The sequence below is a fragment of the Burkholderia sp. JPY481 genome (genome assembly GCF_038900515.1).
Taxonomy (GTDB): Bacteria; Pseudomonadota; Gammaproteobacteria; order Burkholderiales; family Burkholderiaceae; genus Paraburkholderia; species Paraburkholderia youngii.
The window spans coordinates 733,341-757,594 of sequence record NZ_JAYMRT010000001.1 but is presented as its reverse complement, the minus strand read 5'-3'; the positions used below and the strand labels follow the sequence as shown (position 1 = coordinate 757,594).

Here is a 24,254-nt window from a genome sequence, read left to right as displayed (position 1 = left end):
GGCGCTCTGAAAACGCGTCGCGTCGCGTCGCAAGCCAACATGCACAAAAAAAGCCCGCCGCGGCATCCCGCGACGGGCTCTCTAAAACCTGCTGCCATGTGCCGGTCTATTTTGCCTTTTCCGCCTCGTTCGTGATGGCGTGGCCGCCTTTCGAAATATCCTGGCCGGCGCCCGCCATCGTATTGCAACCCGTGACGAGCATGGCGGTTCCTGCGAGCACAAGCAAAGCGATCAGTCGAGTCATGAAACTTCTCCTTGTCGAGAATGCATCGGTTGATGTCGTCCGACCGGGGCCATGCCAGTCGATCAGGTTTCGATCCGGTTTCGAACCGGCCTGATTGCATGGTAAAAAAAGGGTGGGGGCCGCGCTGTCGGCCGTGCCGCGATTTTGTTGTAGGCGTGCTCCGGTGTTTGCGTCGGCGCACTCCTACAACGGCTTTGCGGTGCCGCGGCGAGCGCCCGTCAGACGGGACTTTGCGACGAAGTGGACGGCGTGGCCGGCGGCGCCAGCGGCTGATCCACCGACGGCGTCGCGGTGCTTGCGCTCGGCATCACGACGTCGATTTCGGTGCCGTTTTGCGCGCCACGGCGGATGTCGAAGCGTCCGCCATGCGCGGCCACGCGCTGGCGCATGCCGAGCAGGCCATGCGTATGCGTGCGTTTCAGATCGGCCGGCATGATGCCGACGCCGTTGTCCGCGATATGCAGCGCGACCTCGCCATCGCCGACCCGCAACGCGATGCCGACCTTCGAGGCTCGCGCGTATTTGGCGGCGTTCGTCAGCGACTCCTGCGCGACCCGAAAGAGCGCGATCTCGGTCTGCTCGTCGAGTTGGATATCGTCGGCGGGCAGGTGCAGCTCGAGCGTCCAGTTGTTGCGCTGCGCGGCTTCGTCGGCGAGCGTGCGCAGCGCGGTGACGAGCCCGAAATTGGCGAGCACGGTCGGCCGCATGTCCTCGATGATGCGCCGCTTCAGCGCGATACCCTGGTCGAGATTGGCGAGCGCGCGCTGCAGCTTGTCGGCGATGTCCGGCTCGCTGTCCTTCAGCTTGCGGCGCGCCCATGCGACGTCCATCCGGCATGCGGTCAGGATCGCGCCGAGCTCGTCGTGCAACTCACGCGCGAGCTGGGTCTTTTCGTTTTCGCTGACCGCCTGCAGATGCCAGCCGAGCGCTTCGAGCTGCCGCGTGCGCTCGCCCACCAGCTGGTCGAGTTCCTCCTGCTGCGTAATCAGCTGACGCTGTGCGCGCGCCTGCCGGTCGATCTGGATACCGAGATTGCGAAACAGCAGAATGAACAGCACGATGTTCAGCGCCGACAGACCCGCGGCGCACAGCGTCGACAGCCGCTGATCGGCGCGGCTCGCGGCCAGCGCGTGCTGCGCGCGGCGCTCCTCGTTGTCGCGCAGCAGCGTGAGCGTGCTGTCGATCAACGACGCGTCCGCCGGATTGACGTCGCTCGCGGGCCCGCATGCGCCGAGTTCGAGCGGATGCGGCGCTGCGTGCTGCATCGCGGCGGCGCCGGCGCCGATGCGCGCGTCGATCAGCGCGAGAATCTGCGTAAAGCTTGCGAGCTCCGCGCTGTCCGCGCGGCCGCCGCGATAGAAGCGGTCCAACTGCCGGGTGGTGTCGCGAATGCGCGCGGCGCTCGCGCAGAACGCGTGGGCGGATGCGTCGTCCTTCGTCAGAAGAAACTGATTCTGTTGCGCGCTGAGGCGCGACAGGTCGCTCGCGAGCGTGCTCAGTTGCACGGTGACGTCGCGCGCTTCGAGCGCGGTTTCGTACTCGGCGGTGATGCGCTGACGCGCGCTCTCCAGAATCACGAGGCCGCCCACCGTGATCACGATCGCGACCGTCATCGCGATCGCCCAGCTGCGCCTGCGCATCCAGTCGGCGAGCCGCGCGGTGGCGCGCGCGCCAGACTGTTCCGGCGGGTTCTGCAGATTCGACACTTGCTGCTCCAGAAAGAGGGCGTCGACTCAGGCGTCGACTCCCGCATCGCGCGAAGCCGCGCGTAACGTCGTCGTAATCCAATGTAAGCGGATTCTCACACGAAAAACGGCGAGCGTCGGAATGCGCGCGGCGCCGCGCATCGATAGCATGGACCCGATCGTTCATTCAATGTTTCCGGAGAAAACCATCATGTTGAAGTGGGCGCTGTTCTTCGCGATCGTCGCGGTGATCGCGGGTCTTCTCGGCTTTACCGGCATTGCAGCCGGCGCGGCGGCGATCGCGAAGTTCCTGTTCTTCGTGTTTGTCGTGCTGTGCGTGGTGTTCCTCGTGCTCGGCTTCGTCGTGACCAAGAAAATAATCGATTAGCGCGGCCATCGCAGTCGGGCAAGCCGCGCCTTCATAGCAGGCGAGGGGTTTGCTGGTAGTCGATTGCAGGGGCCAACAAAAGGGAGAAATGCCATGCTTCACTATGCCATCGTCTTCTTCGTGATCGCGATCATCGCGGCGGTGTTCGGCTTTACCGGCATCGCGGCCGGCGCGGCCGAAATCGCGAAGATCCTGTTCTACATCTTCCTCGTCGTGTTCGTGGTCACGTTGCTGCTCGGCGTGTTTCGAACCTAGCCACGCGAGCCCTGGATGAACGTAACACGAGATCGGCAGCGAAGTACGCAATACGTATACGTTGGTACAGGTAGTCAACAAGGCGCGGGAACGCGCGGCGTTTGAATCCTCGATCGAGGCGCCCGCGTTCGAAGCGCGCCGTCATTCCACCGTCGGCGCATCAGGTGCGATTCGTGCTGATGCGCGATTCCCCCAATACCGGATAAAGGAGAAGTTCGATGACGAAGCAATCTGGCGACACGTTCGTGATGGACATCAAAAAGATCCGCGAGGACGCGCGCAAGCATATGTCCGATGGTCCGGTCACGCCGACCTACGGCGCGGATCGCGAAACGGTGCTCAAGCTGCTGAACGACGCGCTCGCCACCGAGCTCGTCTGCACGCTGCGTTACAAGCGCCACTACTTCATGGCGAAGGGCATCAACTCCGAAGCGGTCGCGACGGAATTCGCCGAGCACGCGAGCGAGGAGCAGGAACACGCCGATCGCATCGCCGAGCGCATCGTGCAGCTTGGCGGCGAACCCGATTTCGCGCCGGACGGCATCAAGGCACGCGCTCATTCGGAATACAAGGAAGGCACCGATCTGACCGACATGATTCGCGAGAACCTGATCGCGGAGCGCATCGCGATCGACACGTACCGCGAGATCGTCCGCTATCTCGGCGAGAAGGACGTGACCACGCGCCGGCTGTTCGAGGAGATTCTCGCGGTCGAGGAAGAGCATGCCGACGATATGGCGGATCTGCTCGCGGGGCGTGAGTAGCGCGCCAGAATGACGGGGAAGCGACGAACACGAACTCGGGAATGCGGGCGGCTGCGATGCGAAGCCGCCCTCGCAGTCCACGTTCTGCCGTGGCCCCGGATCATTACAATGTCGGCTTAGGAGCGACTCCCTTTGCACGGACACCCAACCGATGATTCGAGTGCTGATAGCTGACGATCATGCGATCGTTCGAGGTGGTTTCAGACAGTTCGTCGCCGACGAGCCGGACATGTGCGTCGCCGCCGAGGCCGCCACCGGCGAGGAAGCGATCGGCCTCGTGCGCGAGCAGGCATTCGACGTGGTGCTGCTCGACATCGCGATGCCGGACAAGAACGGCATCGATACGTTGCGGGTGATCAAGCAGGTGCGTCCTGAGCAGGGGGTGCTGATCCTGTCGGGCTACCCCGAGAGCCAATACGCGATCAATCTGCTTCGCGCGGGCGCGAACGGCTATCTGAACAAGGACTGCGAGCCGGAGGAAATCGTGCGCGCAATCCGCTCGGTGGCGCGCGGGCATCGCTATCTGTCGGAGGCGGTCGCCGATACGCTTGCCGACAATCTCGACAAGCCCGCCGCCGGACGTCCGCATGAAGCGCTGTCGGAGCGCGAATTCCAGATCTTCTGCAAGCTCGCGGCAGGGCAATTGCCGACGCAGATCGCGGAAGAACTGCATCTGTCGGTCAAAACGGTGAGCACGTATCGCGCGCGGGTGCTCGAGAAGATGCGACTCGCGAACAACGCGGACCTCACGTATTACGCGATCAAGAACGGTCTGATCGAATGACGGACGATCGAGACATCCCGATGAACAGCGAATCGAACCCTGCTACCGATCCAGCCAGCCGCGCGCCGTTGCGCGTGCTGCTGATCGAGGATTCGCCGCTGATCCGCCGCAGCCTCGTCGAGGCGATCGATGCTTCGGGCTTGCTGCGCGTGGCCGCTTATGCCGATTCCGCCGATCAGGCGATCGCGTTGCTCGGCGACGAAGCGTTCGATGCGGTGATCGTCGATTTGCAGCTGAAGCAGGGCTCGGGCGTGCCGGTGCTCGCGTATCTGCAGCGCGAGGGGTTGATCGATTCGATGTTCGCGGCGGTGCTGACCAATCATGCGTTGCCCGCGTATCGAGCGCGCTGCGAGCAGTACGGCGTGCGGCACTTTTACGACAAATCGTTCGAGTTCGATCGCGTGCTCGATGCGCTGCATGAGTATGCGTTGGGGCGGGGTGGCGACGTTTGAACGCTCGCAGCAAGGGCTGAAAACGCGCGGCGTCCGCGTGATGCCTGCACAAATCAAAGGTGGAATCGGGCGTTCAATGCCCCGTCCGCGCCGGCAAGCGCAAATGATTCCACGCGCCGAGCCCGGCAAACCCGATCCCCGCGATAGTGACGCCGATCCACCCGAACGCCGGCCACACGATCGCGCCGACACCCGAGCCCAGCGCCCCGCCGATGAAATACGCGACCATATACACGGTATTCACGCGGCTGCGCGCATCGGGCTTTAACGCGTAGATGCGCGACTGATTGGAAATCTGCGCGGCCTGCACGCCGATGTCGAGAATGATCACCCCGACCACGAGTCCCGCGATGCTCTTCGCCGATGCGCCGAAGATCACGAACGCGATCACGACCAGCACGAGCGAGACGGTGATGATCGCGCGTGGGCCGCGCCGGTCGGCGAACTTGCCCGCGAGCGGCGCGGCCAGCGCGCCAGCCGCGCCGACGATACCGAACAGCCCCGCCGCCTGCGGCCCGAGATGAAACGGCGCACCCGCCAGCAACAGCGCGAGCACCGACCAGAAAAGGCTGAATGCGCCGAACAGGGCCGCACCGGTCAGCGACGCCTCGCGCAGCGCACGATGCTCGGTCACCAGATGCCACATCGACACGAGCAGTTTGCCGTACGGCAGCGTCGAGGTCGGCTGGCTCTTCGGCAGACGCAAAATGATGACGACTGCGAGCGCGAGCAGCGCGACGACCGATGCGCCAAACACCGCGCGCCAGCCGAAGTATTCACCGACGATGCCCGCCGCGGTCCGCGCGAGCAGGATGCCGAGCAAGAGGCCGCTCATCACGGTACCGACCGCGTGGCCGCGCTCGGACGGCGGCGCGAGTTCGGCCGCGAACGGCACCGCCTGTTGCGCGATCGTCGCGAGCACGCCGATCGCGAGACTCGTGACGATCAGCACCGCGAGCGTCGGCGCCGACGCCGCGACGATGAGCGCGACGCACATGCCGGCGATCTGCAGCAGGATCAGCAGACGCCGGTCGAAGCGGTCGCCGAGCGGCGCGAGCAGCAGCATGCCGGCGGCGTAGCCGAGCTGCGTGACGGCCGGCACCGCGCCGACCCAGGACGCGCTGTCCGGAAACGACTGGCGCAAGTTGTCGAGCAGCGGCTGATTGAAGTAGATGTTCGCGACCGAGACACCGGCGATCGTCGCGAGCAGCAGCAACACGCCGCGCAACGACCGGGCGGAGGAAGCGGAAGTGGAAGCGTCGGAAGTGGACATGACAGAGGCGGATCGACGGACCGGCCCATGCGCGGTCCTCAAGCGAGCCGATCATACCGGAGCGGCGGGGTTCGTGCTGACGGCCGCGCGAGGCTCGCCCGCGCGGCCGCTATCGGTCTGTAGCGAGATAGACCGCTGGTTTCAGTCGATCAACGCGCCAGCGTCGTAGAACGGATACGGGCCGTCGGCCGCATCGACATACGCGTGATGCGTGACGATGCCCGTCGCCGCAGCGTAGTAATGCAGCGCGTACGCGGGCGGCTCCATCACGAACGCCGACGGTCCGTCCTCGCGAAAATCGAGCGCCACCTGGTGTGCGGGCGCTGGAATCGCGCTCGCGATCGTGCCGCCGAAGCGCACGAACATCGAGCGATGCACGTGCCCGCAGAGCACGCGCTCGACGTTGGGATAGCGGGCGATCAACGCGGCGAGCTTGTCCGATGCCGCCGGGTCGAGCCGGATCTCGTCCATATGTCCGATGCCGCACGCGAACGGCGGATGATGCAGCGCGACCACGACCGGCTTGCCGCGCGCCGCATCGAGCTGCTGCGCGAGCCACGCGAGCCGCGTATCGCACAGCATGCCGGCGCTCGAGCCGGGCACCAGCGAATCCAGTGCGATCACGCGCAGCGGGCCGACGTCGACCGCGTACTGCACGAACTCGCCGCCGCTTAGCAACTCCTCGCGCTCGGGAAACGCGGCGCGCAACGCGTCGCGTTCGTCGTGATTGCCGACCATCAGGAAGTAGGGGATCTCGAGCGGTGCGAGCAATGTCTTCAGGTGCGCATACTGCTGCGGGTCGCCCTGATCGACGAGGTCGCCGGTCATCAGCACCGCGTCGGGGCGCGGTGTGAGCGCGTTCAGCGCGTCGATGCAGCGTGCGAGGTAGGGAGCGGTATCGACGCGGCGATATGCGAGGGCGCCGGGTTGCTTGATATGCAGATCGCTAATTTGGGCCAGCAGCATGACAGAGGTCCTTCGGGTTGCTTCGTGTTGAGCGCCGGGCAGCGGCGCTGTTTGTGCCTACGATAGCGCAATCAAAGCGTGCTGCTCGATCGAAATGCCGACCGGCGTGCCGCGCGCAAGCTCGATACGGCCCGGGACGTCGACGACGAGCGGCTCGGGCGCGGCGCCGCCAATCGTCAGGCGCGTGCGTTCGCCGAGGAACGCGGTGCTTTCGATCTGGCCGCGCAGTTGCGCGAGCGCGGGGTCGGTGAGCCGCGCGTCCTCGGGGCGGAAGAAAAATTCGTGCGCGCCGTTCGTATTCGATGCATGCGCGGGTAACGGCACGGCGCCGCCGCTCGTCGTCAGCATGCCGTCGCGCGGCTCGCCCGCGATACGGTTGATCGTGCCGACGAACTGCGCGACCGTGCGATTGACCGGCCGATAGTAGATGTCGCGCGGCGAACCGATTTGCTCGATGCGTCCCGCGCTCATCACGACGATGCGATCGCCGAGCTCCATCGCTTCGGCCTGATCGTGCGTCACGTAGACGGTGGTGATGCCGAGTTCGCGCAACAGCGCGTTCATTTCCGTGCGCAATGCATCGCGCAGACGCGCGTCGAGCGCGGTCAGCGGTTCGTCGAGCAGCAGCACCCGCGGCTGCACCGCGAGCGCGCGTGCGAGCGCCACACGTTGACGCTGGCCGCCCGACAGTTGATCGATCGGCTTGTCCGCGTGCGCGCTAAGCCGCATCATGCCGAGCAGTTCGTCGACGCGTTGCCGGGCGATGGCCGCCGGCACACGCCTGATCTTCAGACCGTAGCCGATGTTGCCGCGCACGGTCAGGTTCGGAAACAGCGCGTAGCTCTGGAACACCATGCCGACCGCGCGTTTTTCGATCGGCAGCGCGGTCACGTCGTCGTCGCCGAATGCGATGCTGCCGCCGGCGTCCGGGGTTTCGAGGCCCGCGATCAGGCGCAGCGTCGTCGTCTTGCCGCAGCCCGACGGTCCGAGCAGCACGAGGGTTTCGCCCGCGCCGATCGCCAGGTCGAGCGGCTCGAGCACGCGTGTGCCGCGAAACGTCTTGGCGCACTGCGTGAGCGTGATGGGAACCGAGGTCAGTTTCATGGCGTGTCGATGGGTTTCGGGCAAGAGATAGCGCCGCGTTTGTTCGACGCGCTGCGCTGGCCGGTCGCGTCGACGCCGAGCCATTGCATCGCGACGAGCAGCGGCATCGTCATGATGAAGAACAGGATCGTGTACGCGCTGCCGATCTCGATGCGCATCGACGCGTAGGTATCGGCGAGGCCGACCGGCAGCGTCTTCGTGTCGGGCGTGTGCAGCATCCACGTGAGATTGAATTCGCCGATCGACAGCGTCAGCACCGCAAGCGCGCCCGCAACGATGCCGGGCCGCGCGTTCGGCAGCACGATCGTGACGAAGCGCGTGAAGAAGCCCGCGCCGAGGCTCGCCGCGCCTTCTTCGAGCGTGCGCAGATCGCCGCTCGCGCAGACCGCGGCGACCGCGCGCACCATGAACGGAAGCGTGAACACCACATGCCCGACGACGATGAACGCCGCGCTCATCCGGAACGCCGTGAAGCCGCCGTAGATCACCAGCAGCGCGAGTGCCGATGCGAGGCCGGGCAGCGCGATCGGCAGCACCAGAAACTCCTCGACGATGCGCGCGAAGCGCGTCTTGCTGCGCGCGAGCACGTAGCCCGCGGGTACGCCGGTCAACAGCGTGACGGCGAGCGTCGCCGCGGCCACTTCGAGCGACAGCCACACCGAGCCGTGATACTGGCTCCACACTTCGACGAGCCAGCGCAGCGTGAGTCCGCTCGACACGCCCTTGAAGTAGTTGACCGTCAGCCCCGCGACGATCGACATAACGACCGGCACGATCAGGAACGCGCACAGCAGCAGGGTGACGAACCATTGACCCGCGGCGAGCCAGGTTCGCGAGGAAGGCCACGCGCGTCGCGCGCGCGGTCCCGCTGTCGGTTGCGACTGTGAGGAGGGTGAGGAGGGTGAGGAGGTCGAGGAGGCCGTGACTGAGTTCATGGATGCGTTGTCGTTCATGCGCTCGCCGCGACGCCCGAACCGCTCGCGCTGCGCGCGATCGCCAGCACCGCCCACGTGACGATGCCCAGCACGATCGACAGGCCCGCGGCGGTCACCATGTTCGCGTTCAGCGTGAACTCGGTATAGATGGTCATCGGCAGCACGTCGATGTCGGTGGCTAGCGTGAACGCGGTGCCGAACGCGCCCATCGCGGTCGCGAAGCACACGGCGCCCGCCGCGATCAGTCCGGGCGACAGCGCCGGCAGCACGATGTCGCGCATGATGCGCCACGGCGATGCGCCGAGCGAGCGCGCGGCCTCTTCGAGCGACGCATCGAGCTTGGTCGCGGAGGCCATCACCGTCACGATCACGCGCGGAATCGAGAAATACAGATAGCCGAGAAACAGGCCGCTCATCGAATACGCGAACACCCAGCGATCGCCCGCGAGTTTGAGCGACAGCGCGCCGATCAGCCCCTGACGTCCGGCCAGCATGATGACCATGAAGCCGACGACGACGCCCGGAAACGCGAGCGGAAACGTCAGCAGCGCGAGCAGCGTGCGCTTGCCGGCGAACTCGCGGCGCGCGAGCAGCAGCCCCGCGATCACCGACAGCACCAGCGTGGCCGCCGTGACCGCCGCCGACAGCACGACGGTCGCGCCGAGGCTCGACATATAGCGCGGATTGGTCAGCATCGCGCGATAGGTCGCGAAAGCGTGGCCGCCGCCGGAGAGCTGCGCGAGCGCGCCCATCGGCAGCAGCCAGAACGCGATGAATACCGCGAGCGCGGGCGCGAGCAATGCGATGCGCCAGCGCAGCGGGAAGGTGACGTCGTTCAATGCATCACCTGCAGATAGCGCTCGCCGAAGCCCGACTGCTTCTCGGCCATCTTCGCGAAGTCGACCGGCTTCGCGCGCGCGTATTCGCTCGCGGGCAGGAACTGCGCGGCGGTTTCGGCATTCATCGCGCTCGCGCGCACCGGCCGCAGATACGCCTGCGCCCACAGTTTCTGGCCTTCGTCGGACAGCACGAAATCGAGCACCTTCTTGCCGTTCGTTTCGTGCGGCGCGCCCTTCACGAGGCTCATCACGTACGGCACCGAGATCGTGCCTTCCTGCGGAATCACGAACTCGACGTTCGCATGATCCTTGTATTTCGCGCGATACGCGTCGAAGTCGTAGTCGAGCAGGATCGGAATTTCGCCGGACAGCACACGCGCGTACGCGGTTTGCTTCGGCACGATCGGCGCATTCGCCTTGAGCTTGCGGAACCAGTCGAGGCCCGGCTCAAAGTTATCGAGCGTGCCGCCGAGCGCCTGGTTCACCGCGACCGCGCCCGCATAGCCGACGAACGCGCTCGACGGATCGAGGTAGCCGATCATCCCCTTGTATTCAGGCTTCAGCAGATCGGCCCACGAGCGCGGCACCGGTTTGCCTTCGAGCGCGTCCTTGTTGACGAAGAAGCCGAGCGTGCCCGAGTGGATCGTGAACCAGTAGCCTTGCGGGTCTTTTAGGCTTGCCGGAATGTCGTCCCAGTGCGCGGGCTTGTAGGTCTGGATCACGCCCTTGTCCTTCGCCTGGAACGCCGAGGACACGCCGAGATACACGACGTCGGCGACCGGGCTTTTCTGCTCGGCCATCAGCTGTGCGATCGATTGGCCCGAGTTCTTGTTGTCGAACGGCACGCGAATGCCGGTCTTTTGCTGGATCGCCTTGATCTGGCTCGCCCAGTCGGCCCATTCGGGCGGGCAGTTGTAGCAGATCGCGGTTTCGTCGGCGCGCGCTTTTTGCGGCGCGAGCGTGACGAACGCCGCGCCGGCCACGAGCAGGCTCGCCGGCACTACGGTCGCGGCGGCGTGCGACAGTTTCTGCCAGAGCGGTTTGGAGGATGCGAAGCGTGAGGTCGAGCGGGTCACTGCAGGTCTCCTGTGTTCGATCGGTGCAAGTGCTTCCGCACTCACTCCGGGCCCGTAAAAGGTGGTGGTTGCAAGCGGTTGTAGTGCGCGAAGGCTGCCTAGGCGGTCAGCCCTTGCGTTGGTGATGCCCTGTCGAAATCTGCGTGGGACCCGAGTGCCGCGATCGTCGCGCCTTCACGCACGCTGTGCGGTAGGGTCAATGCGAGCGAAGTGGCGGGGAATGCGCGCTCGTCGCGCTCGCCACCGATCCGTGCAAGCAGACGCTGCCACGCCGCCCGGCCGATCTCGCGATTCGGCGCGCAGATGCTGGCGAGCGCGGGCGACAGCAGTTCGCCCATCGCGAGGCCGTCGAAGCCGAGAATCGACATGTCTTGCGGAATCTTCAGACGCGCGCGGCGCAGGCCGCGCATCACGACCATCGCGAGCAGATCGTTGCTGCAAAAGAGGGCGGTCGGACGGTTTGCGCCTTGCGTCAGGTGCGCGAGCACGGACGGCGCGAGTTCGTCGGCGTTGAAATCGACTTCGAGCGCGGGCGCGGCGATGAGGCCGGCTTGCTGCATCGCCTGCGTGTAGCCGAGATGCCGCTGACGCGCGCGATCCGACGCGGCGAACGAGCCGGCCAGCATCAGGATGCGGCGATGGCCGTTGGCGATGAGCCGGCGCACGCCGTCGTAGGCGGCAAGGCGATTGTCGACCGACACCGACGGGCGGCGCACCGTGTCGTTGTGCATCAGCACGTACAGCAGGCCATCGCGGTCGAGTTCGTCGAGCAGCGGATGGGTGTCGGCATCGGCGACGGTCAGGATCAGGCCTTCGACGCGATGCTCGCGCAGCGTTTCGATTGCGTGACGCTCGCGGTCCACGTCGTACTGCGTGGTCATCAGCATGAGCCGGTAGCCTTGCGCCGACGCGAGATCGTCGATGCCTTGCAGGCATTCGGCGAACACCGGGTTCGCGAGCGTCGGCAGAACGACGCCGATCAGGCGCGTACGCTCGCCGCGCAATTGCCGGCCGAGCGGGCTCGGGCGGAAGTTCAGCGCGTCGATCGACTGACGTACCTTGTCGAGCGTGATGGGGTTCACGGTGTGCGGCGCGTTGATCGCGCGCGATACCGTGGCAATGGAAAAGCCCGCGTGGGCGGCGACATCCTTGATCGTCGGCGTCATCGGTTTGCGGCCCGCTGTAATCGTTTTCGTGAGCGGATTATCGGCAAGGTTTGTGACTTGGGGATGAACGTGGTGTCGGGCGTTCTTGGGACTGCGGCGACGCGATGGTAGAATTCGCGACCACGCGCGATTGCGACCCCTGCCGGGGTGATGAAATTGGTAAACATAGCGGACTTAAAATCCGCCGCCTTCGGGCTTGCCGGTTCAAGTCCGGTCCCCGGCACCAGTGTTGCAATGACAGGCACGATGCGCGCACGCCGATGATCGCCGTGCCGATCTCGCTCTCCAGTTTTCCCGATCAGAAATCCAGTTGCTTCGCGCTGATACCGAGCGCCGCCGCGATCTTTTCGCGCGTTGATTTGCGCAAGCGATCGCTATTTTCCTGTTGTGCAAAAGCAGGCTGGCTGATGCCAAGACGCGCCGCGATGTTCGCCTGAGTGAAACCGAGCTGTTCGCTCCATGCGCGTACGGGTGAAGCGCCGTCAACCGTGCCGCTCACGACGTCGTTGGGAATCAGGTTCCGGTCGGTGCCGGTCAGTAGTTCTTGTGTATCCCTGGTGATCAGAGCGTTGCTCGAATCTGCGGCGCATCGCACGGAAGCGGTGAAACTCGTTGGCCTATGCGGACAAAATCGAGTGAGAAACTGTCACACCGCATAACGCGAGGAACCTCCAGAACTCGGCGTAACTCCGGACAAGCGCCTAACCTTGTCGATCGGCGCGACCGTGCGTAATATCACCTCGCCAACCTCAATCCGCCTTCATGTCTTCGCTCAAATACCTGACCGGCTACCCCGCACCTCTGCAAGACAAGGTGAGAACGCTGATCGCCGACGATCAGCTCGGCTCCTATCTCGCGCAGAAGTACCCGAACACGCACGAGGTGCAAACCGACCGCGCGCTCTACGAGTACTGCGCGGAGCTCAAACGCGAACACCTGCGCAACGCGGAGCAGATCGACAAGGTCACCTACGACAGCAAGCTCGACGTGATGCGTCACGCGCTCGGCCTGCATACGAGCATTTCGCGCGTGCAGGGCAGCAAGCTGAAGGCGAAGAAGGAAATCCGCATCGCGTCGCTATTCAAGGGCGCGGCGCCGGAGTTTCTGAAGATGATCGTCGTGCACGAACTCGCTCATCTGAAAGAGAGCGATCACAACAAGGCGTTCTATCGTCTGTGCGAGTTCATGCAGCCGGGGTACCACCAGATCGAATTCGATCTACGTCTGTATCTGACGCATCGCGATCTGGCGAAGAAGCCCGTGTGAGGGACGCCGCGCGCAAGGCGCGGAAAATAGAGCTGACTTCAGGCCGCCAGAACAGCGACATCCTGCACCACCGACGCCGTCAACAACACCGGAATCGACTTCGACGTCGGCGTACCCGCGCCATCCGCGACCGAGGAGAGCGGTACCAGCGGATTCGTCTCCGGATAGTAAGCGCCGAGGCAGCCGCGCGGAATGTCATACTCGACGAGCAGAAAACCGTCCACCCGTCGCTCGATGCCATCGGCCCACACGCTCGTGATATCGACACGCTGACCGGCCGCGAACCCGAGCATCGCCAGATCGTCCTTGTTGGCGAACAGCACGCGCCGCTGTCCGTACACGCCGCGATAGCGATCGTCGAGACCGTAAATCGTCGTGTTGTACTGGTCGTGTGAGCGGGTAGTCATCAGCGTCATCAGGCGTTCGCCGTGACGCTTCTTCGCCTGATGAATCGGCGTGTCGAGCGCGATCGCGTGGACGATGAACTGCGCCTTGCGGCTCGGGGTTTTCCAGATGCGGTCGCGCGACGCGACGCCGAGATGGAAGCCGCCCGGCTTCTTCAGGCGCTCGTTGTAGTCGTCGAAACCGTCGATCACCTTCGCGATGCCATCGCGAATCAGCGCGTAGTCGGCCGCATGCGCGAGCCAGTCCACCTTGCCACTGCCCAAAGTCGCATGCGCCATCCGCGCGACGATCGCCACTTCGGATAGCAGATTGTCCGACGCCGGCTTGTTCATCCCGTACGAGATGTGCACCATGCTCATCGAATCCTCGACGCTGACGCCTTGCGCCACGCCGTTCTGAATATCGATCTCGGTGCGCCCGAGCGTCGGCAGGATCAGCGCGTCGCGGCCGTGCACGAGGTGGCTGCGATTGAGCTTCGTCGTCACGTGCACGGTCAGTTCGCATGCGCGCATTGCGTCCCACGTGCGCGGCGTGTCCGGCGTCGCGATCGAGAAATTACCGCCGAGGCCGATGAACACTTTCACCTTGCCATCGAGCATCGCCTGAATCGTGTTGACGACGTCGAGTCCGTGCTCGCGCGGCGGCGCGAAATCGTAGGCTGCGCCAAGCTTGTCGAGAAACGCGTCGGTAGGCTTTTCCTCGATGCCGACCGTGCGGTCGCCCTGCACGTTCGAGTGGCCGCGCACCGGGCATAGCCCCGCGCCGCGCCGGCCGATATTGCCGCGCATCATCATCAGATTCGACAGCAGCTGCACCGTCGCGACCGAGTTCTTGTGCTGCGTGAGGCCCATGCCCCAGGTCGAAATCACCGCGCGGCCCTTCACATAGATATCGGCGAGCTTCAGCACCTCGTCGAGCGGCACGCCGGCCTCGGCGACGATCGTGTCCCAGCGCTCGGCGCGCAGATCGTCGGCGAATGCGGCGAAGCCGACCGTGTGTTGGGCGATGAAGTCGACGTCGAGCACGCGCTCGAGGCCCGACACCAGCGCTTCGTCGTCGAGTTCGAGCACGCGTTTGGCGACGCCCTTGATCAGCGCGAAATCGCCGCCGACCTTCGGACGGATGAACACGGAGCTGATTTTCGTGCTGCCCATCGTCAGCATTTCGACCGGGTGCTGCGGGCTCGCGAAACGTTCGAGGCCGCGCTCCTTCAGCGGATTGATCGACACGATCGTCGCACCGCGCTTCGCGCACTCGCGCAGCTCGCCGAGCATGCGCGGATGGTTGGTGGCCGGGTTCTGGCCGAAGATCAGCAGCGTATCCGCGTGTTCGAAGTCGTCGAGCGTGACCGTGCCCTTGCCGATGCCGACCGTGTGCGGCAGGCCACGGCTCGTCGCCTCGTGGCACATGTTCGAGCAGTCGGGAAAATTGTTGGTGCCATACATGCGCACGAACAGCTGGTACAGGAACGCGGCTTCGTTGCTCGCGCGGCCCGACGTATAGAACGCGGCGCGGTTCGGATCGTCGAGACGCTTCAGATGGCTTGCGATCAGCTCGAGCGCGTCGTCCCAGCCGATCGGCACGTAGCGGTCGCGCGCGGCGTCGTAGACGAGCGGATCGGTCAGGCGGCCGTGCTGCTCGAGCTCGAAGTCGGATTGCTTCATCAACTCGGCGACACTGTGCTGCTCGAAGAACGCGGGCGTCACGCGCTTGCCGGTGGCCTCGGCGGCCACCGCCTTCACGCCGTTTTCGCAGAACTCGAACGTCGACGCGTGCTCGCGATCCGGCCACGCGCAGCCAGGGCAGTCGAAGCCGTCAGGCTGGTTCTGCTTGAGCAGCGTGCGGTAGTTGCCGCCCGCGACCTTTTCCTTGAGCAGGTTGATGGCGACATACTTCAGCGCGCCCCAGCCGGCGGCGGGGTGCTTGTACGGCTCGATGCGGGGTTCGGCTTGTGCTTCGTTCTTCTTCATGACGTGGCGATGGACAGATTCGACAGGCTTTGCAGCCCAATGCCCGCAAGCGTACTGTGTTCCACAATCCACGTCGGATACAGAAAATCGGAAAGAATAGGAGTACAGTTGCGCGACAATCTCTGAAACCGCCCGAACCCGCCCGAATCGCATGAAGCTCTACGAAAAACTCGCCGACGAAATCACCGAAGCCGTGCGCCGCGGCGTATTCGCGGCCGGCGAGCGGATTGCGTCGGTGCGCCAGGCGAGTCAGCAGCACGGCGTCAGCATCAAGACGGTGCTGCATGCGTATGCGCTGCTGGAGAGCCGCGGCGTCATCGAAAGCCGGCCGCAGTCGGGCTATTTCGTGCGCGACGCGGCCGCGCGGGCGCTCACGCCGGCGCCCGCCGCGGCGCGCGCCGGCCGCACGTCCGCGCCGCCGCCGGTGCCCGCGACGGTCGACGTGAGCCGGCTCGTGCTGTCGACGCTGCGCAGCATCCGCGCGCACGACGCCGTGCCGTTCGGCTCGCCGTATCCCGATCCGTCGTTGTTCCCGTGGCGGCGCATCAACCAGTACGCGAACGCGATCGCGCGCCGGCACGCGAGCTGGAATCTGATCGACGATCTGCCGCCGGGCAACCCCGAGCTGATCCGCCAGATCGCGCGGCGCTACGCGGAAAACGGTCTGCCGGTCGATCCGGGCGAAATCGTGATCACGCTCGGCGCGACCGAGGCGATCAACCTGAGCCTTCAGGCGGTCGCGAAGCCGGGCGACACCGTCGCGGTCGAATCGCCGACCTTCTATGCGATGCTGCACGCGATCGAGCGCCTCGGCATGCGCGCGATCGAAGTGGCGACGCATCCGGTCGACGGCATCGACATCGACGCGCTCGCGAAGGTGATCGCGCGTCAGAAGATCGCCGCGTGCATGGTGATGCCGAACTTCCAGAATCCGCTCGGTTTCTGCATGTCCGACGAGCGTAAGCGGCAACTGGTCGAACTGCTGGCCGCGCACGAGATTCCGGCGATCGAAAACGACGTCTACCAGGAGCTGTACTTCGGCGACGCGCGGCCATCGACGCTGAAGACTTTCGACACCAAAGGGCTCGTGCTGCACTGTGCGTCGTTTTCGAAAAGCCTGACGGCGTCGTACCGGATCGGCTGGGCGCTGCCGGGGCGTTATCGCGCGCAGGTCGAGAAGCTCAAGTTTCTGAACACGCTGACGACGCCGTCGGTGCCGCAGGTCGCGGTCGCCGATTATCTGCGTCAGGACGGCTACGACCGGCATCTGCGGCATCTGCGCCGCGTGTACCGGCAGCAGGCGAGCATCATGAGCGCGCTGGTGCTGCGCTTCTTCCCGGTCGGCACGCGCGTGTCGACGCCGCGCGGCGGCTACGTGCTGTGGGTCGAACTGCCGGTTGCGATCGACTCGATGCGGCTTTATCAGGCCGCGCTCGAACGCAGTATCACGGTCGGGCCGGGGATGATGTTTTCGACGCGCAACGATTACCAGCACTTCATCCGGCTGAATTACAGCTATCCGTGGACCGCGCAGGCCGAGGCGGCGTTGAAGACGCTCGGCGAGCTGGCCACGGCGATGGCGTGAATCGCGCAACCGCGATACAACCGACGCATCACAACAGCGAGACCGACATGAACGACGACGACATCGACCCGCAACTCGCCGCGATACTCGCGCAGCTATGGCGCGCGCATCGCGAGACACCCCGGCGCGGGTGGTCGCTCGCGAAGCTGTCGAAGCAGGCCGGTGTGCCGATGAGCAGCTTGCGGCGGCAATTGACGGCGCTATCGGGCGCCGGTCTCGTCGAGACGATGTTCCATGACGATGGCACCGGAGCCGCGTCGCTGAGCGAAACCGGCGCGCAGCTTTGCGCGGAGCTGTTCGGCACGGGCGAGGGCGGTGAGCCGTCGGCCGCTGACTGAGCTTTCCGCGCGCAGTTCACCCGGCGCGCAGGCCCATCGCCGTCGTAGCCAGTGTGTTTCGCCGCTCATTGCCCAACGCTCGCCTGCATCTGCGGTTGCATCGGCCTCTGCATCGGCGCTTGCTCTTGCGATGGCGCCATGTCCGCCGCCTCGAGCGTGGCCACGCCGCAAAACCAGTCGCCATCGCGCGGCTGAAACCTCCAACGCTGGCCCGACTGTCCGATCACGCTCGCACACTGCTCGTTGACGACGAGGCCGGGCTTCGCGGCCGTGCAGTGCAGCGTCGACGGGTCCGGGTGCGCTTTCACATCCCCACCCGCGGACGCCGGGTGCCGCGCGGCCTTCGGCAAGCTCGCCAGCAGCCGCTGCAATTCGTCGATGCGCGTCGCGTACCACGTCCGCAGACACGCGACGTCACGGCAGTTCGCTTCGCGCCAGGCCCACTTGCTGTCGCTGTCGTCGGTGAACGCACGGCGCTGGGCGACTCGCCGGCGCGCTTTCCAGTAGAGTTGGCCCAACGTGTCGTCGAGCGCCGACAGCGCGGAGTTGCCGCAAATCATGCGCTCGGCCGGCGAACGGCCGCGCTGGCAGTCGAAGCTGGCGGCGTTGGTATACGGATGCGCGAGCAGCAGTCCGGCGAGCAGGAGGGGGCGGAAGAGGGTCATCAGAGTCCCGGCGGTGCATCGATTGATCATGCCGCCGATGATCGACCGGTCGCGCGCTTCGCGGACGCTCGAACAACGTCGGAGTTCGGGCGGGTCTACAAGATCTTGCCGCTCGGGCTTGCCGGCTGGCATATGCCGTGCGTGATTGCTGCGGGCGCACGTTCGCGTGTCATGAAGCAGGCGCAACGTCTATTTATTGGAAGTGGGGGCACATAGGCCGGCGTGGTCAAAAGGTGACCATCGAAATAGGAAGAACGAATGCAACGACAACTCTTGATCGGTCTTTACATGGCAGCGGGCCTGCTGACCTTGCCCGGCGTGGCCAGCGCGCAGGCGCAGGCCTATACGAACAGCGGTACCAACGTGCGCGCGGGCCCTGCGTCCGATTATCCGATCGTCGCGCAGCTACCGGGCGGCGCTCCTGTAACGGTGATGGGGTGCCTGAGCAACTACCAGTGGTGCGACGTCGCCACACCGAATCTGCGCGGCTGGGTGTATGCGTCACGGCTCAGTTCGCCGTACCAGGGCTACAACATGCCGCTGAACTACGGCGCCGCGCTCGGCCTGCCGATCCTCGCGTTCTCGATCAACGATTACTGGGGCAACTACTACCGCGGCCAGCCGTGGTACGGCCAGCGCTCGCGCTGGGCGCGTCATGCGCCGCCCCCGCCGCCGCGACCGGGCGCCGGGCATCCGCCGCCGAACTGGCGGCCGCTGCCGGGGCATGTCGGCGGGCGTCCGCCGGGTGGCTCGCCGCCGGGTCACGCGGGCGAGCGTCCGCCGGGTGGGCCGCCGCCGGGCCATGCGGGTGGCCGTCCGCCGGGTGGGCCGCCGCCGGGCCATGCAGGCGGACGGCCTCCAGGTAACGAGGGTGGCCGACCACCGGGCAACGCGGGTGGACGCCCACCGGGTGGCCCGCCTCCGGGCAGCGCCGGCGGCCGTCCTCCCGGCGCGCAGCAGGGCGGTGGGGCTGGCCGGCCGCCGGGCGGCGGACCGCAAGGCGGCGGAGGCGGTCACTCGCCGGGCGGCGCTCAGCAAGGCGGCAATCGGCCCCCAGGTGGTCATCAAGGCGGACCCCAAGGAGGTCCTCAAGGCGGTGGTGGCGGAACACGGCCTCCAGTAGGCGGCGGCAACAATTGACAATCATTGACGCCGCCACTGCACTGAAGACAATGGTGCCAAACGGGCCGCCGCAACCTGCTGCAGCGGCCCGGCGTCGAGCCGCCGCGGCGCCCGCGGGCTACGAACCCACGGTGCGAGAACCGCCGTCGCCCGTCGTACCCGCGTCAACCGATGCTTGCACGCCACACCCGTAGCCGTCCGCACCGATGCGTGGCGGATTTTCACGCCGTGCTTAGCGTAAACCCCGGTGTGCCGCGTACACTAACTTGCCGATGTTGGGTTGGGGGGCGCAACTATGATTTGCGAAGCGACATCACGTGGCACGACGACAGCCGCGCCGGAGGGCGCCCGCTATCGCCCGGAACGGGCCGAGGAAGTGCTCGCATCCGAGCGCAGCGTGTTGCGGCTGATCACGCGCAACACGCCGCTGCCCGAGCTGCTCGACGAAGTCTGCCGTCGCGCCGAGGCGCTGCTCGGCGACGGCGCGTGCTGCTCGATCCTGCTGCTCGACCCAGACGGCTTGCATGTGCGCGTAGGCGGCGCGCCGTCGCTGCCGCCCCCGTTCAGCGCCGCGATCGAGGGCGCCACGATCGGTCCGCGCGCCGGTTCGTGCGGCACGGCGATGTTCGAGCGCCGTCTGGTGATCGTCGACGACATCGAATCCGATCCGCTGTGGGAAAACTTCCGCGCTTTCGCATTGCCGCACGGCTTGCGCGCCTGCTGGTCCGTGCCCTTCGAAAACGACGCCGGCATCGTGCTCGGCGCGTTCGCCGTCTACTACCGCACCACGCGCCGTCCGACCCCAGAGGAAGAGGCGATGCTGCGCGACATCGGCAGCAGCGTCGGGCTCGCGGTCCATCAGGACGCGATGGCGCAGCGCCTCGCGCACAGCGAGGAGCGTCACCGGCTGGTCGTCGATCATCTGAGCGAAGGCATCGTCGTGCAGTCGCGCACCGGCATCGTGCTCGCCTGCAATCCGAGCGCGCAGCGCATGCTGCACGTGACGCCGCAGGTCGTCGGCCGCAGCATGCAGACCGTGATGACACGCGCGTTCGGCGAGGACGGCTCGGTGATCGGCGACGGCAACCGTCCGGTCACCCAGGTCTTCGCGACCGGCAAGCCGATGCTCGGCGTGACGATCGGCCTCGAGCTGATGAGCGGCGAAGTCGTGTGGATCACGGAAAACGTCGTGCCGATCCTGCGCCCGGGCGAGAGCGAGCCGGATTCCGTGCTGATTTCGTTTTCCGACATCGGGCCGGTGCGCGAGGCGCAGCGCCAGCTGAAGTACCTCGCCACGCGCGATTCGCTGACGGGCCTCTACAACCGCGCCTACCTGACCGAGCGGATGCGCGACCTGTTCGCGCCGCGCGCCAGCGGCGAGCATGGCGGCGAACCCGCCAGCGTCGCCGTGCTGTTCGTCGATCTCGACGGTTTCAAGAAGGTCAACGACACGGCCGGTCACGAAGCCGGCGACGCCTTGCTGTGCAGCGTCGCCGAGCGGCTGTCGGCCTGCGTCGGGCGCAGCGACACGCTGGCCCGGGTGGGCGGCGACGAGTTCGTGATCGTCTCCAGTGCGTGCGGCAATACCGGCGAGCTGATCGGCCTCGCGCATCGTGTTCTCGACATGATCGCGGTGCCGTTCGCGGTGGCGGGCAACGAGTACTACCTGGGCGCGTCGATCGGCATCAGCCTGTTTCCCGAAGACGGCCAGGACGTCGCGACGCTGATGCGCAACGCCGACTCGGCGATGTATCACGCGAAGCAGCGCGGCCGCAACAACTTCCAGTTCTTCACCGCCGAGCTGAACCGGCATCTGCAGCGGCGCTTCACGATCGAGCAGTCGCTGCGGCGCGCGCTCGCGGCCAACGAGCTGAGCCTCGTGTATCAGCCGATCGTCGATAGCCAGAGCGGTCGCACGATCGGCGCGGAAGCGCTGCTGCGCTGGTACAACAGCGAACTGGGCAACGTGTCGCCGGGCGAATTCATTCCGGTCGCCGAGGACGCCGGGCTGATCGTCGAGATCGGCGACTGGGTGCTCGAACACGCCTGCCAGCAGGTCGCGCAGTGGCGGCGCACGTTGGCGCCGCATCTGATCGTCGCGGTGAATCTGTCGCCGCGGCAGTTCAACGACGGGCTGCTCGAGCGCATCGAGCGCTGTCTCGCGCAGTCCGCGCTCGAACCGGCCGCGCTCGAACTGGAAATCACCGAGCGGCTGCTGATGAGCGATAGCGACACCGTGCTGCCGATGCTGAGCGCGCTGAGCGCAATGGGCGTGCGCGTGTCGGTCGACGATTTCGGCACCGGTTATTCGTCGCTGTCGTACCTGAAGCGTTTTCCGCTGCATAACCTGAAGATCGACCGGTCGTTCGTCGCGGGGCTGCCGGATCATCGCGATTCGATCGCGATCACGCAGGCGGTCGTCGCGATGGCGCACTCGCTCGGCATGAACGTGACCGCCGAGGGCGTCGAGACCGCCGAGCAGGCGGCGTTTCTGCGCGCGATCGATTGCGACAAGCAGCAGGGCTACCTGTACAGCCGGCCGGTCGGGGCCAGCGCCTATGCGCGCACGCTGTACGACGCGCAATTGATCGGCATGGCGAAGGCGTCCTGACGCGATTGTTCAGATTGCCGAACAAGTGACTTCGCGTTGCCGCTATTTATCGGCGGCGACGCGCTCCCTAGAATTCCCCCATCGAAACGTTATTGGTGCGCGGTGCCGAAGCGGCGCTCCGCAATGGGGGTCGTGATGTCAGAGTTGATTAGAAACCAGCTTTACCGGCCATCGGTCGTGTTGCCGATGGTCGCTTTGATGCAGGTGATGGTGTCGCAAGACTTCAATCTCGGCCAGGTCGGCTGGGTGTTTGCGGCGCGCGGCGCGCAGGCCGCCTTGCAGCGTTCGCGCGAGTTGATTTGCGCGGTTCATTGCCACGCCTGAGAAGTCCCGCAGCGTATTCACAGTAATCCCAACGGATTGGCGCCGCCTCGCGCGGCGCATGGCAAAACGGGTCGTCGCCAAAGCGCCCGCACGATCCGACATCGCATGGCAGCCGGTGGCACTAAGCGTAAGATGCTACGACCTGCACCCAGCCCCGGGAGAGTTGCCATGCCACAGCACTTCGACGCAGTCGTGATCGGTACGGGACAAGGCGGCTCACCGCTCGCCGTGCGCCTCGCTCAAAGCGGACGCCGTACGGCGGTGATCGAACGCGCGGACTTCGGCGGCACCTGCGTGAACGTCGGCTGTACGCCGACCAAGTCTTATGTGGCGAGCGCCCGCGCGGCGCACGTGGCGCGCCATGCGGCGGACCTGGGCGTGCAGGTGGGCTCGGTCAGCGTCGATATGGCGGCCGTCAAGGCGCGCAAGGACCGGATCATCGGACAGTCGCGCAGCGGCGTCGAAAAATGGCTGCGCGGCACGGAAAACATCACGGTGTTCAATGGCCACGCGCGCTTCACCGGCGCGCGCACGCTGTCGATCATCGGGCGCGACGGCCAACCGCAGGACGAACTCAGCGCGTTCGAAATCTTCATCAACACCGGCACGCGCGCGGTCGTGCCGCCGCTCGAAGGCATCCAGCGGATTCCGTACTACACCAACTCGACGCTGCTCGAACTGACCACTTTGCCGAATCATCTGGTGATCGTCGGCGGCAGTTATATCGCGCTCGAATTCGCGCAGGTGTTTCGCCGCTTCGGCAGCCGCGTCAGCGTGCTGGTGCGCGGCGAGCGCGTGCTCAACCGCGAGGATGCGGACTTCGCGGAATCGGTGCAGAAGGTGCTCGCGCGCGAGGGCGTCGAGTTTCATTTCGGCGTGCAGCCGACGCGCGTCGAGCCGCATCCGCATCGCGCGAATGACGTGTGCATCGGCTTCGAGCAGAACATCCCGGCGATGGAGGCATCGCACCTGCTGCTCGCGACCGGCCGCACGCCGAATACCGACGACCTCGGTCTCGACGCCGCGGGCATCGAGACCGACCGGCACGGCACGATCATCGTCGACGGCCAGCTGCGCACCAGCGCGCCGGGTGTGTGGGCGATCGGCGACGTCAACGGCCGCGGCGCGTTCACGCATACCTCCTACGACGACTACCAGATCGTCGCGGCGAACCTGCTCGACGGCGGCGCGCGCAGCGTCGACACGCGGATCATGACGTACGCGGTGTTCGTCGATCCGCCGCTCGCGCGTGTCGGCATGTCGGAGGAGGAGGTGCGCAAGAGCGGCCGCCAGGCGTTGATCGCGACGATGCCGATGTCGCGCGTGGGCCGTGCGCGCGAGCGTGGCGAAACCGACGGCTTCATGAAGGCGCTCGTCGATGCGAACAGCAAACAGATACTCGGCGCGGCGATTCACGGCGTCGAGGGCGACGAGGCGATCCATACGTTCGTCGACATCATGACGGCGGGCGCGCCATATCCGACCTTGCAATACGCGATGCACGTGCATCCGACCATCAGCGAACTCGTGCCGACGCTGCTCGATGGACTCAAACCGATGCAATGAACCGCGTTGACGCCGGCGCAACACGCCCATGACGAACTCGCTCAAACCCGCACGTAGCAGCGGCAACCTGTTCGACGCCGTCGCGCGGTCGGGGACGATGGCCGCTGAGCAGGTCGACCCGCTCGTCGAGCAGGGCGGCGTGACGATCGAGCGGATCGTCTCGACCGGGCAGGCGAGTCCGCCCGGCTTCTGGTACGACAGCCCGCGCGCCGAATGGGTCGTCCTGCTCAGCGGCGCGGCGGCGCTCGAATTCGACGGCGACCCCAAGCCGCATCCGATGAAGCCCGGCGATCACGTGCTGATCGAAGCGCATTGCCGGCACCGCGTCGCATATACGAGCGACATCGAGCCAAGCGTGTGGCTCGCCGTCTACTACCCTTGAGCCGCGGCGGACGGAGCCATCCGCGCGGCCGGCTCCGCGCATCGACAAATCCTCACACCATCACGGATAATCGGCAGCGGCGCGGCCCG

25 protein-coding genes and 1 tRNA gene are annotated in these 24,254 nt (G+C 65.9%); 14 read left to right on the top strand and 12 right to left on the bottom strand.

The window, feature by feature from the left end:
* Positions 1 to 106 precede the first annotated feature (106 nt).
* Positions 107 to 244, bottom strand: coding sequence for an entericidin A/B family lipoprotein (locus tag VSR82_RS03465; RefSeq protein ID WP_013089876.1), 138 nt, complete (start codon positions 242 to 244; stop codon positions 107 to 109).
* Positions 245 to 462: 218 nt separating this feature from the next.
* Positions 463 to 1,950: a sensor histidine kinase gene (locus tag VSR82_RS03460; protein WP_429458695.1), complete on the bottom strand. Its 1,488-nt coding sequence runs from the start codon at positions 1,948 to 1,950 to the stop codon at positions 463 to 465.
* Positions 1,951 to 2,140: 190 nt separating this feature from the next.
* Here VSR82_RS03460 and VSR82_RS03455 point away from each other — a divergent pair, with 190 nt between their 5' ends.
* The 5 genes from VSR82_RS03455 to VSR82_RS03435 all read left to right on the top strand — a co-directional run bounded on the left by VSR82_RS03455 (position 2,141) and on the right by VSR82_RS03435 (position 4,572).
* Entirely contained in the window at positions 2,141 to 2,317 is a 177-nt protein-coding gene (locus VSR82_RS03455; RefSeq protein WP_429458697.1) for a DUF1328 family protein, read from the top strand.
* A gap of 93 nt (positions 2,318 to 2,410) precedes the next feature.
* A complete protein-coding gene (locus VSR82_RS03450; RefSeq protein WP_006052455.1) occupies positions 2,411 to 2,572 on the top strand; it encodes a DUF1328 domain-containing protein in 162 nt (53 codons plus the stop codon).
* A 218-nt stretch (positions 2,573 to 2,790) separates the two neighbouring features.
* Positions 2,791 to 3,336 (top strand): ferritin-like domain-containing protein, encoded by a 546-nt coding sequence (locus VSR82_RS03445; RefSeq protein ID WP_410847828.1) that lies wholly within the window; start codon positions 2,791 to 2,793, stop codon positions 3,334 to 3,336.
* A gap of 151 nt (positions 3,337 to 3,487) precedes the next feature.
* Positions 3,488 to 4,120 (top strand): response regulator, encoded by a 633-nt coding sequence (locus VSR82_RS03440; RefSeq protein ID WP_368587531.1) that lies wholly within the window; start codon positions 3,488 to 3,490, stop codon positions 4,118 to 4,120.
* Positions 4,121 to 4,140: 20 nt separating this feature from the next.
* On the top strand, positions 4,141 to 4,572 hold the full coding sequence (locus tag VSR82_RS03435) for a response regulator (protein ID WP_410848068.1): 432 nt from the start codon (positions 4,141 to 4,143) through the stop codon (positions 4,570 to 4,572).
* A 73-nt stretch (positions 4,573 to 4,645) separates the two neighbouring features.
* Here VSR82_RS03435 and VSR82_RS03430 read toward each other — a convergent pair whose 3' ends face one another.
* From VSR82_RS03430 to VSR82_RS03400, 7 genes are all read right to left on the bottom strand, one after another.
* Positions 4,646 to 5,845 carry an MFS transporter gene (locus VSR82_RS03430; RefSeq protein WP_410847829.1) on the bottom strand — a complete coding sequence of 400 codons (1,200 nt, stop codon included), beginning with the start codon at positions 5,843 to 5,845 and terminating at the stop codon, positions 4,646 to 4,648.
* Positions 5,846 to 5,986: 141 nt separating this feature from the next.
* Positions 5,987 to 6,811, bottom strand: a complete 825-nt coding sequence (locus VSR82_RS03425) for a phosphodiesterase (RefSeq protein ID WP_429458700.1) — start codon at positions 6,809 to 6,811, stop codon at positions 5,987 to 5,989.
* A gap of 57 nt (positions 6,812 to 6,868) precedes the next feature.
* Entirely contained in the window at positions 6,869 to 7,915 is a 1,047-nt protein-coding gene (locus VSR82_RS03420) for an ABC transporter ATP-binding protein (protein WP_429458702.1), read from the bottom strand.
* Positions 7,912 to 8,850 carry an ABC transporter permease gene (locus VSR82_RS03415; protein WP_429458704.1) on the bottom strand — a complete coding sequence of 313 codons (939 nt, stop codon included), beginning with the start codon at positions 8,848 to 8,850 and terminating at the stop codon, positions 7,912 to 7,914. The genes VSR82_RS03420 and VSR82_RS03415 overlap by 4 nt, the downstream gene beginning before the upstream one ends.
* A 14-nt stretch (positions 8,851 to 8,864) precedes the next feature.
* The gene (locus VSR82_RS03410) at positions 8,865 to 9,689 is read right to left on the bottom strand and encodes an ABC transporter permease (RefSeq protein WP_013089865.1); all 825 of its coding nucleotides are present in this window, start codon (positions 9,687 to 9,689) and stop codon (positions 8,865 to 8,867) included.
* A complete protein-coding gene (locus VSR82_RS03405; protein ID WP_498857488.1) occupies positions 9,686 to 10,765 on the bottom strand; it encodes an ABC transporter substrate-binding protein in 1,080 nt (359 codons plus the stop codon). The genes VSR82_RS03410 and VSR82_RS03405 overlap by 4 nt, the downstream gene beginning before the upstream one ends.
* Positions 10,766 to 10,863: 98 nt before the next feature.
* Positions 10,864 to 11,931: a LacI family DNA-binding transcriptional regulator gene (locus tag VSR82_RS03400; protein WP_429458707.1), complete on the bottom strand. Its 1,068-nt coding sequence runs from the start codon at positions 11,929 to 11,931 to the stop codon at positions 10,864 to 10,866.
* A 141-nt stretch (positions 11,932 to 12,072) separates the two neighbouring features.
* Here VSR82_RS03400 and VSR82_RS03395 point away from each other — a divergent pair.
* Positions 12,073 to 12,157: transfer RNA gene (locus VSR82_RS03395), tRNA-Leu, on the top strand.
* 72 nt (positions 12,158 to 12,229) lie between these two features.
* On the opposite strand, the gene VSR82_RS03390 is transcribed toward VSR82_RS03395, so the two are convergent.
* Complete coding sequence (locus tag VSR82_RS03390; protein WP_429461851.1) at positions 12,230 to 12,496, bottom strand: helix-turn-helix domain-containing protein; 267 nt, start codon at positions 12,494 to 12,496, stop codon at positions 12,230 to 12,232.
* 197 nt (positions 12,497 to 12,693) lie between these two features.
* Between VSR82_RS03390 and VSR82_RS03385 the strand changes: the two genes are divergently transcribed.
* Positions 12,694 to 13,197, top strand: coding sequence for a M48 metallopeptidase family protein (locus VSR82_RS03385; RefSeq protein WP_013089862.1), 504 nt, complete (start codon positions 12,694 to 12,696; stop codon positions 13,195 to 13,197).
* A 38-nt stretch (positions 13,198 to 13,235) separates the two neighbouring features.
* Here VSR82_RS03385 and VSR82_RS03380 read toward each other — a convergent pair whose 3' ends face one another.
* On the bottom strand, positions 13,236 to 15,572 hold the full coding sequence (locus tag VSR82_RS03380; RefSeq protein WP_429458709.1) for an FdhF/YdeP family oxidoreductase: 2,337 nt from the start codon (positions 15,570 to 15,572) through the stop codon (positions 13,236 to 13,238).
* 151 nt (positions 15,573 to 15,723) lie between these two features.
* On the opposite strand from VSR82_RS03380, the gene VSR82_RS03375 reads away from it, so the two are divergent.
* Positions 15,724 to 17,157 carry an aminotransferase-like domain-containing protein gene (locus VSR82_RS03375; RefSeq protein WP_429458711.1) on the top strand — a complete coding sequence of 478 codons (1,434 nt, stop codon included), beginning with the start codon at positions 15,724 to 15,726 and terminating at the stop codon, positions 17,155 to 17,157.
* Between the two features lie 47 nt (positions 17,158 to 17,204).
* Entirely contained in the window at positions 17,205 to 17,495 is a 291-nt protein-coding gene (locus VSR82_RS03370; RefSeq protein ID WP_410847865.1) for a helix-turn-helix domain-containing protein, read from the top strand.
* Between the two features lie 65 nt (positions 17,496 to 17,560).
* Here the strand turns inward: VSR82_RS03370 and VSR82_RS03365 are convergent, their stop codons facing one another.
* On the bottom strand, positions 17,561 to 18,160 hold the full coding sequence (locus tag VSR82_RS03365; protein ID WP_429458714.1) for a lysozyme inhibitor LprI family protein: 600 nt from the start codon (positions 18,158 to 18,160) through the stop codon (positions 17,561 to 17,563).
* Between the two features lie 258 nt (positions 18,161 to 18,418).
* On the opposite strand from VSR82_RS03365, the gene VSR82_RS03360 reads away from it, so the two are divergent.
* The 5 genes from VSR82_RS03360 to VSR82_RS03340 all read left to right on the top strand — a co-directional run bounded on the left by VSR82_RS03360 (position 18,419) and on the right by VSR82_RS03340 (position 24,165).
* The gene (locus VSR82_RS03360; protein WP_498857487.1) at positions 18,419 to 19,300 is read left to right on the top strand and encodes an SH3 domain-containing protein; all 882 of its coding nucleotides are present in this window, start codon (positions 18,419 to 18,421) and stop codon (positions 19,298 to 19,300) included.
* A 277-nt stretch (positions 19,301 to 19,577) separates the two neighbouring features.
* On the top strand, positions 19,578 to 21,893 hold the full coding sequence (locus VSR82_RS03355) for a putative bifunctional diguanylate cyclase/phosphodiesterase (protein ID WP_498857486.1): 2,316 nt from the start codon (positions 19,578 to 19,580) through the stop codon (positions 21,891 to 21,893).
* A 135-nt stretch (positions 21,894 to 22,028) separates the two neighbouring features.
* Positions 22,029 to 22,217: a hypothetical protein gene (locus VSR82_RS03350; protein ID WP_008922008.1), complete on the top strand. Its 189-nt coding sequence runs from the start codon at positions 22,029 to 22,031 to the stop codon at positions 22,215 to 22,217.
* A 168-nt stretch (positions 22,218 to 22,385) separates the two neighbouring features.
* Positions 22,386 to 23,783, top strand: coding sequence for an FAD-containing oxidoreductase (locus VSR82_RS03345; protein ID WP_368587636.1), 1,398 nt, complete (start codon positions 22,386 to 22,388; stop codon positions 23,781 to 23,783).
* Between the two features lie 28 nt (positions 23,784 to 23,811).
* On the top strand, positions 23,812 to 24,165 hold the full coding sequence (locus VSR82_RS03340) for a cupin domain-containing protein (RefSeq protein ID WP_429458721.1): 354 nt from the start codon (positions 23,812 to 23,814) through the stop codon (positions 24,163 to 24,165).
* Positions 24,166 to 24,254: the final 89 nt, after the last annotated feature.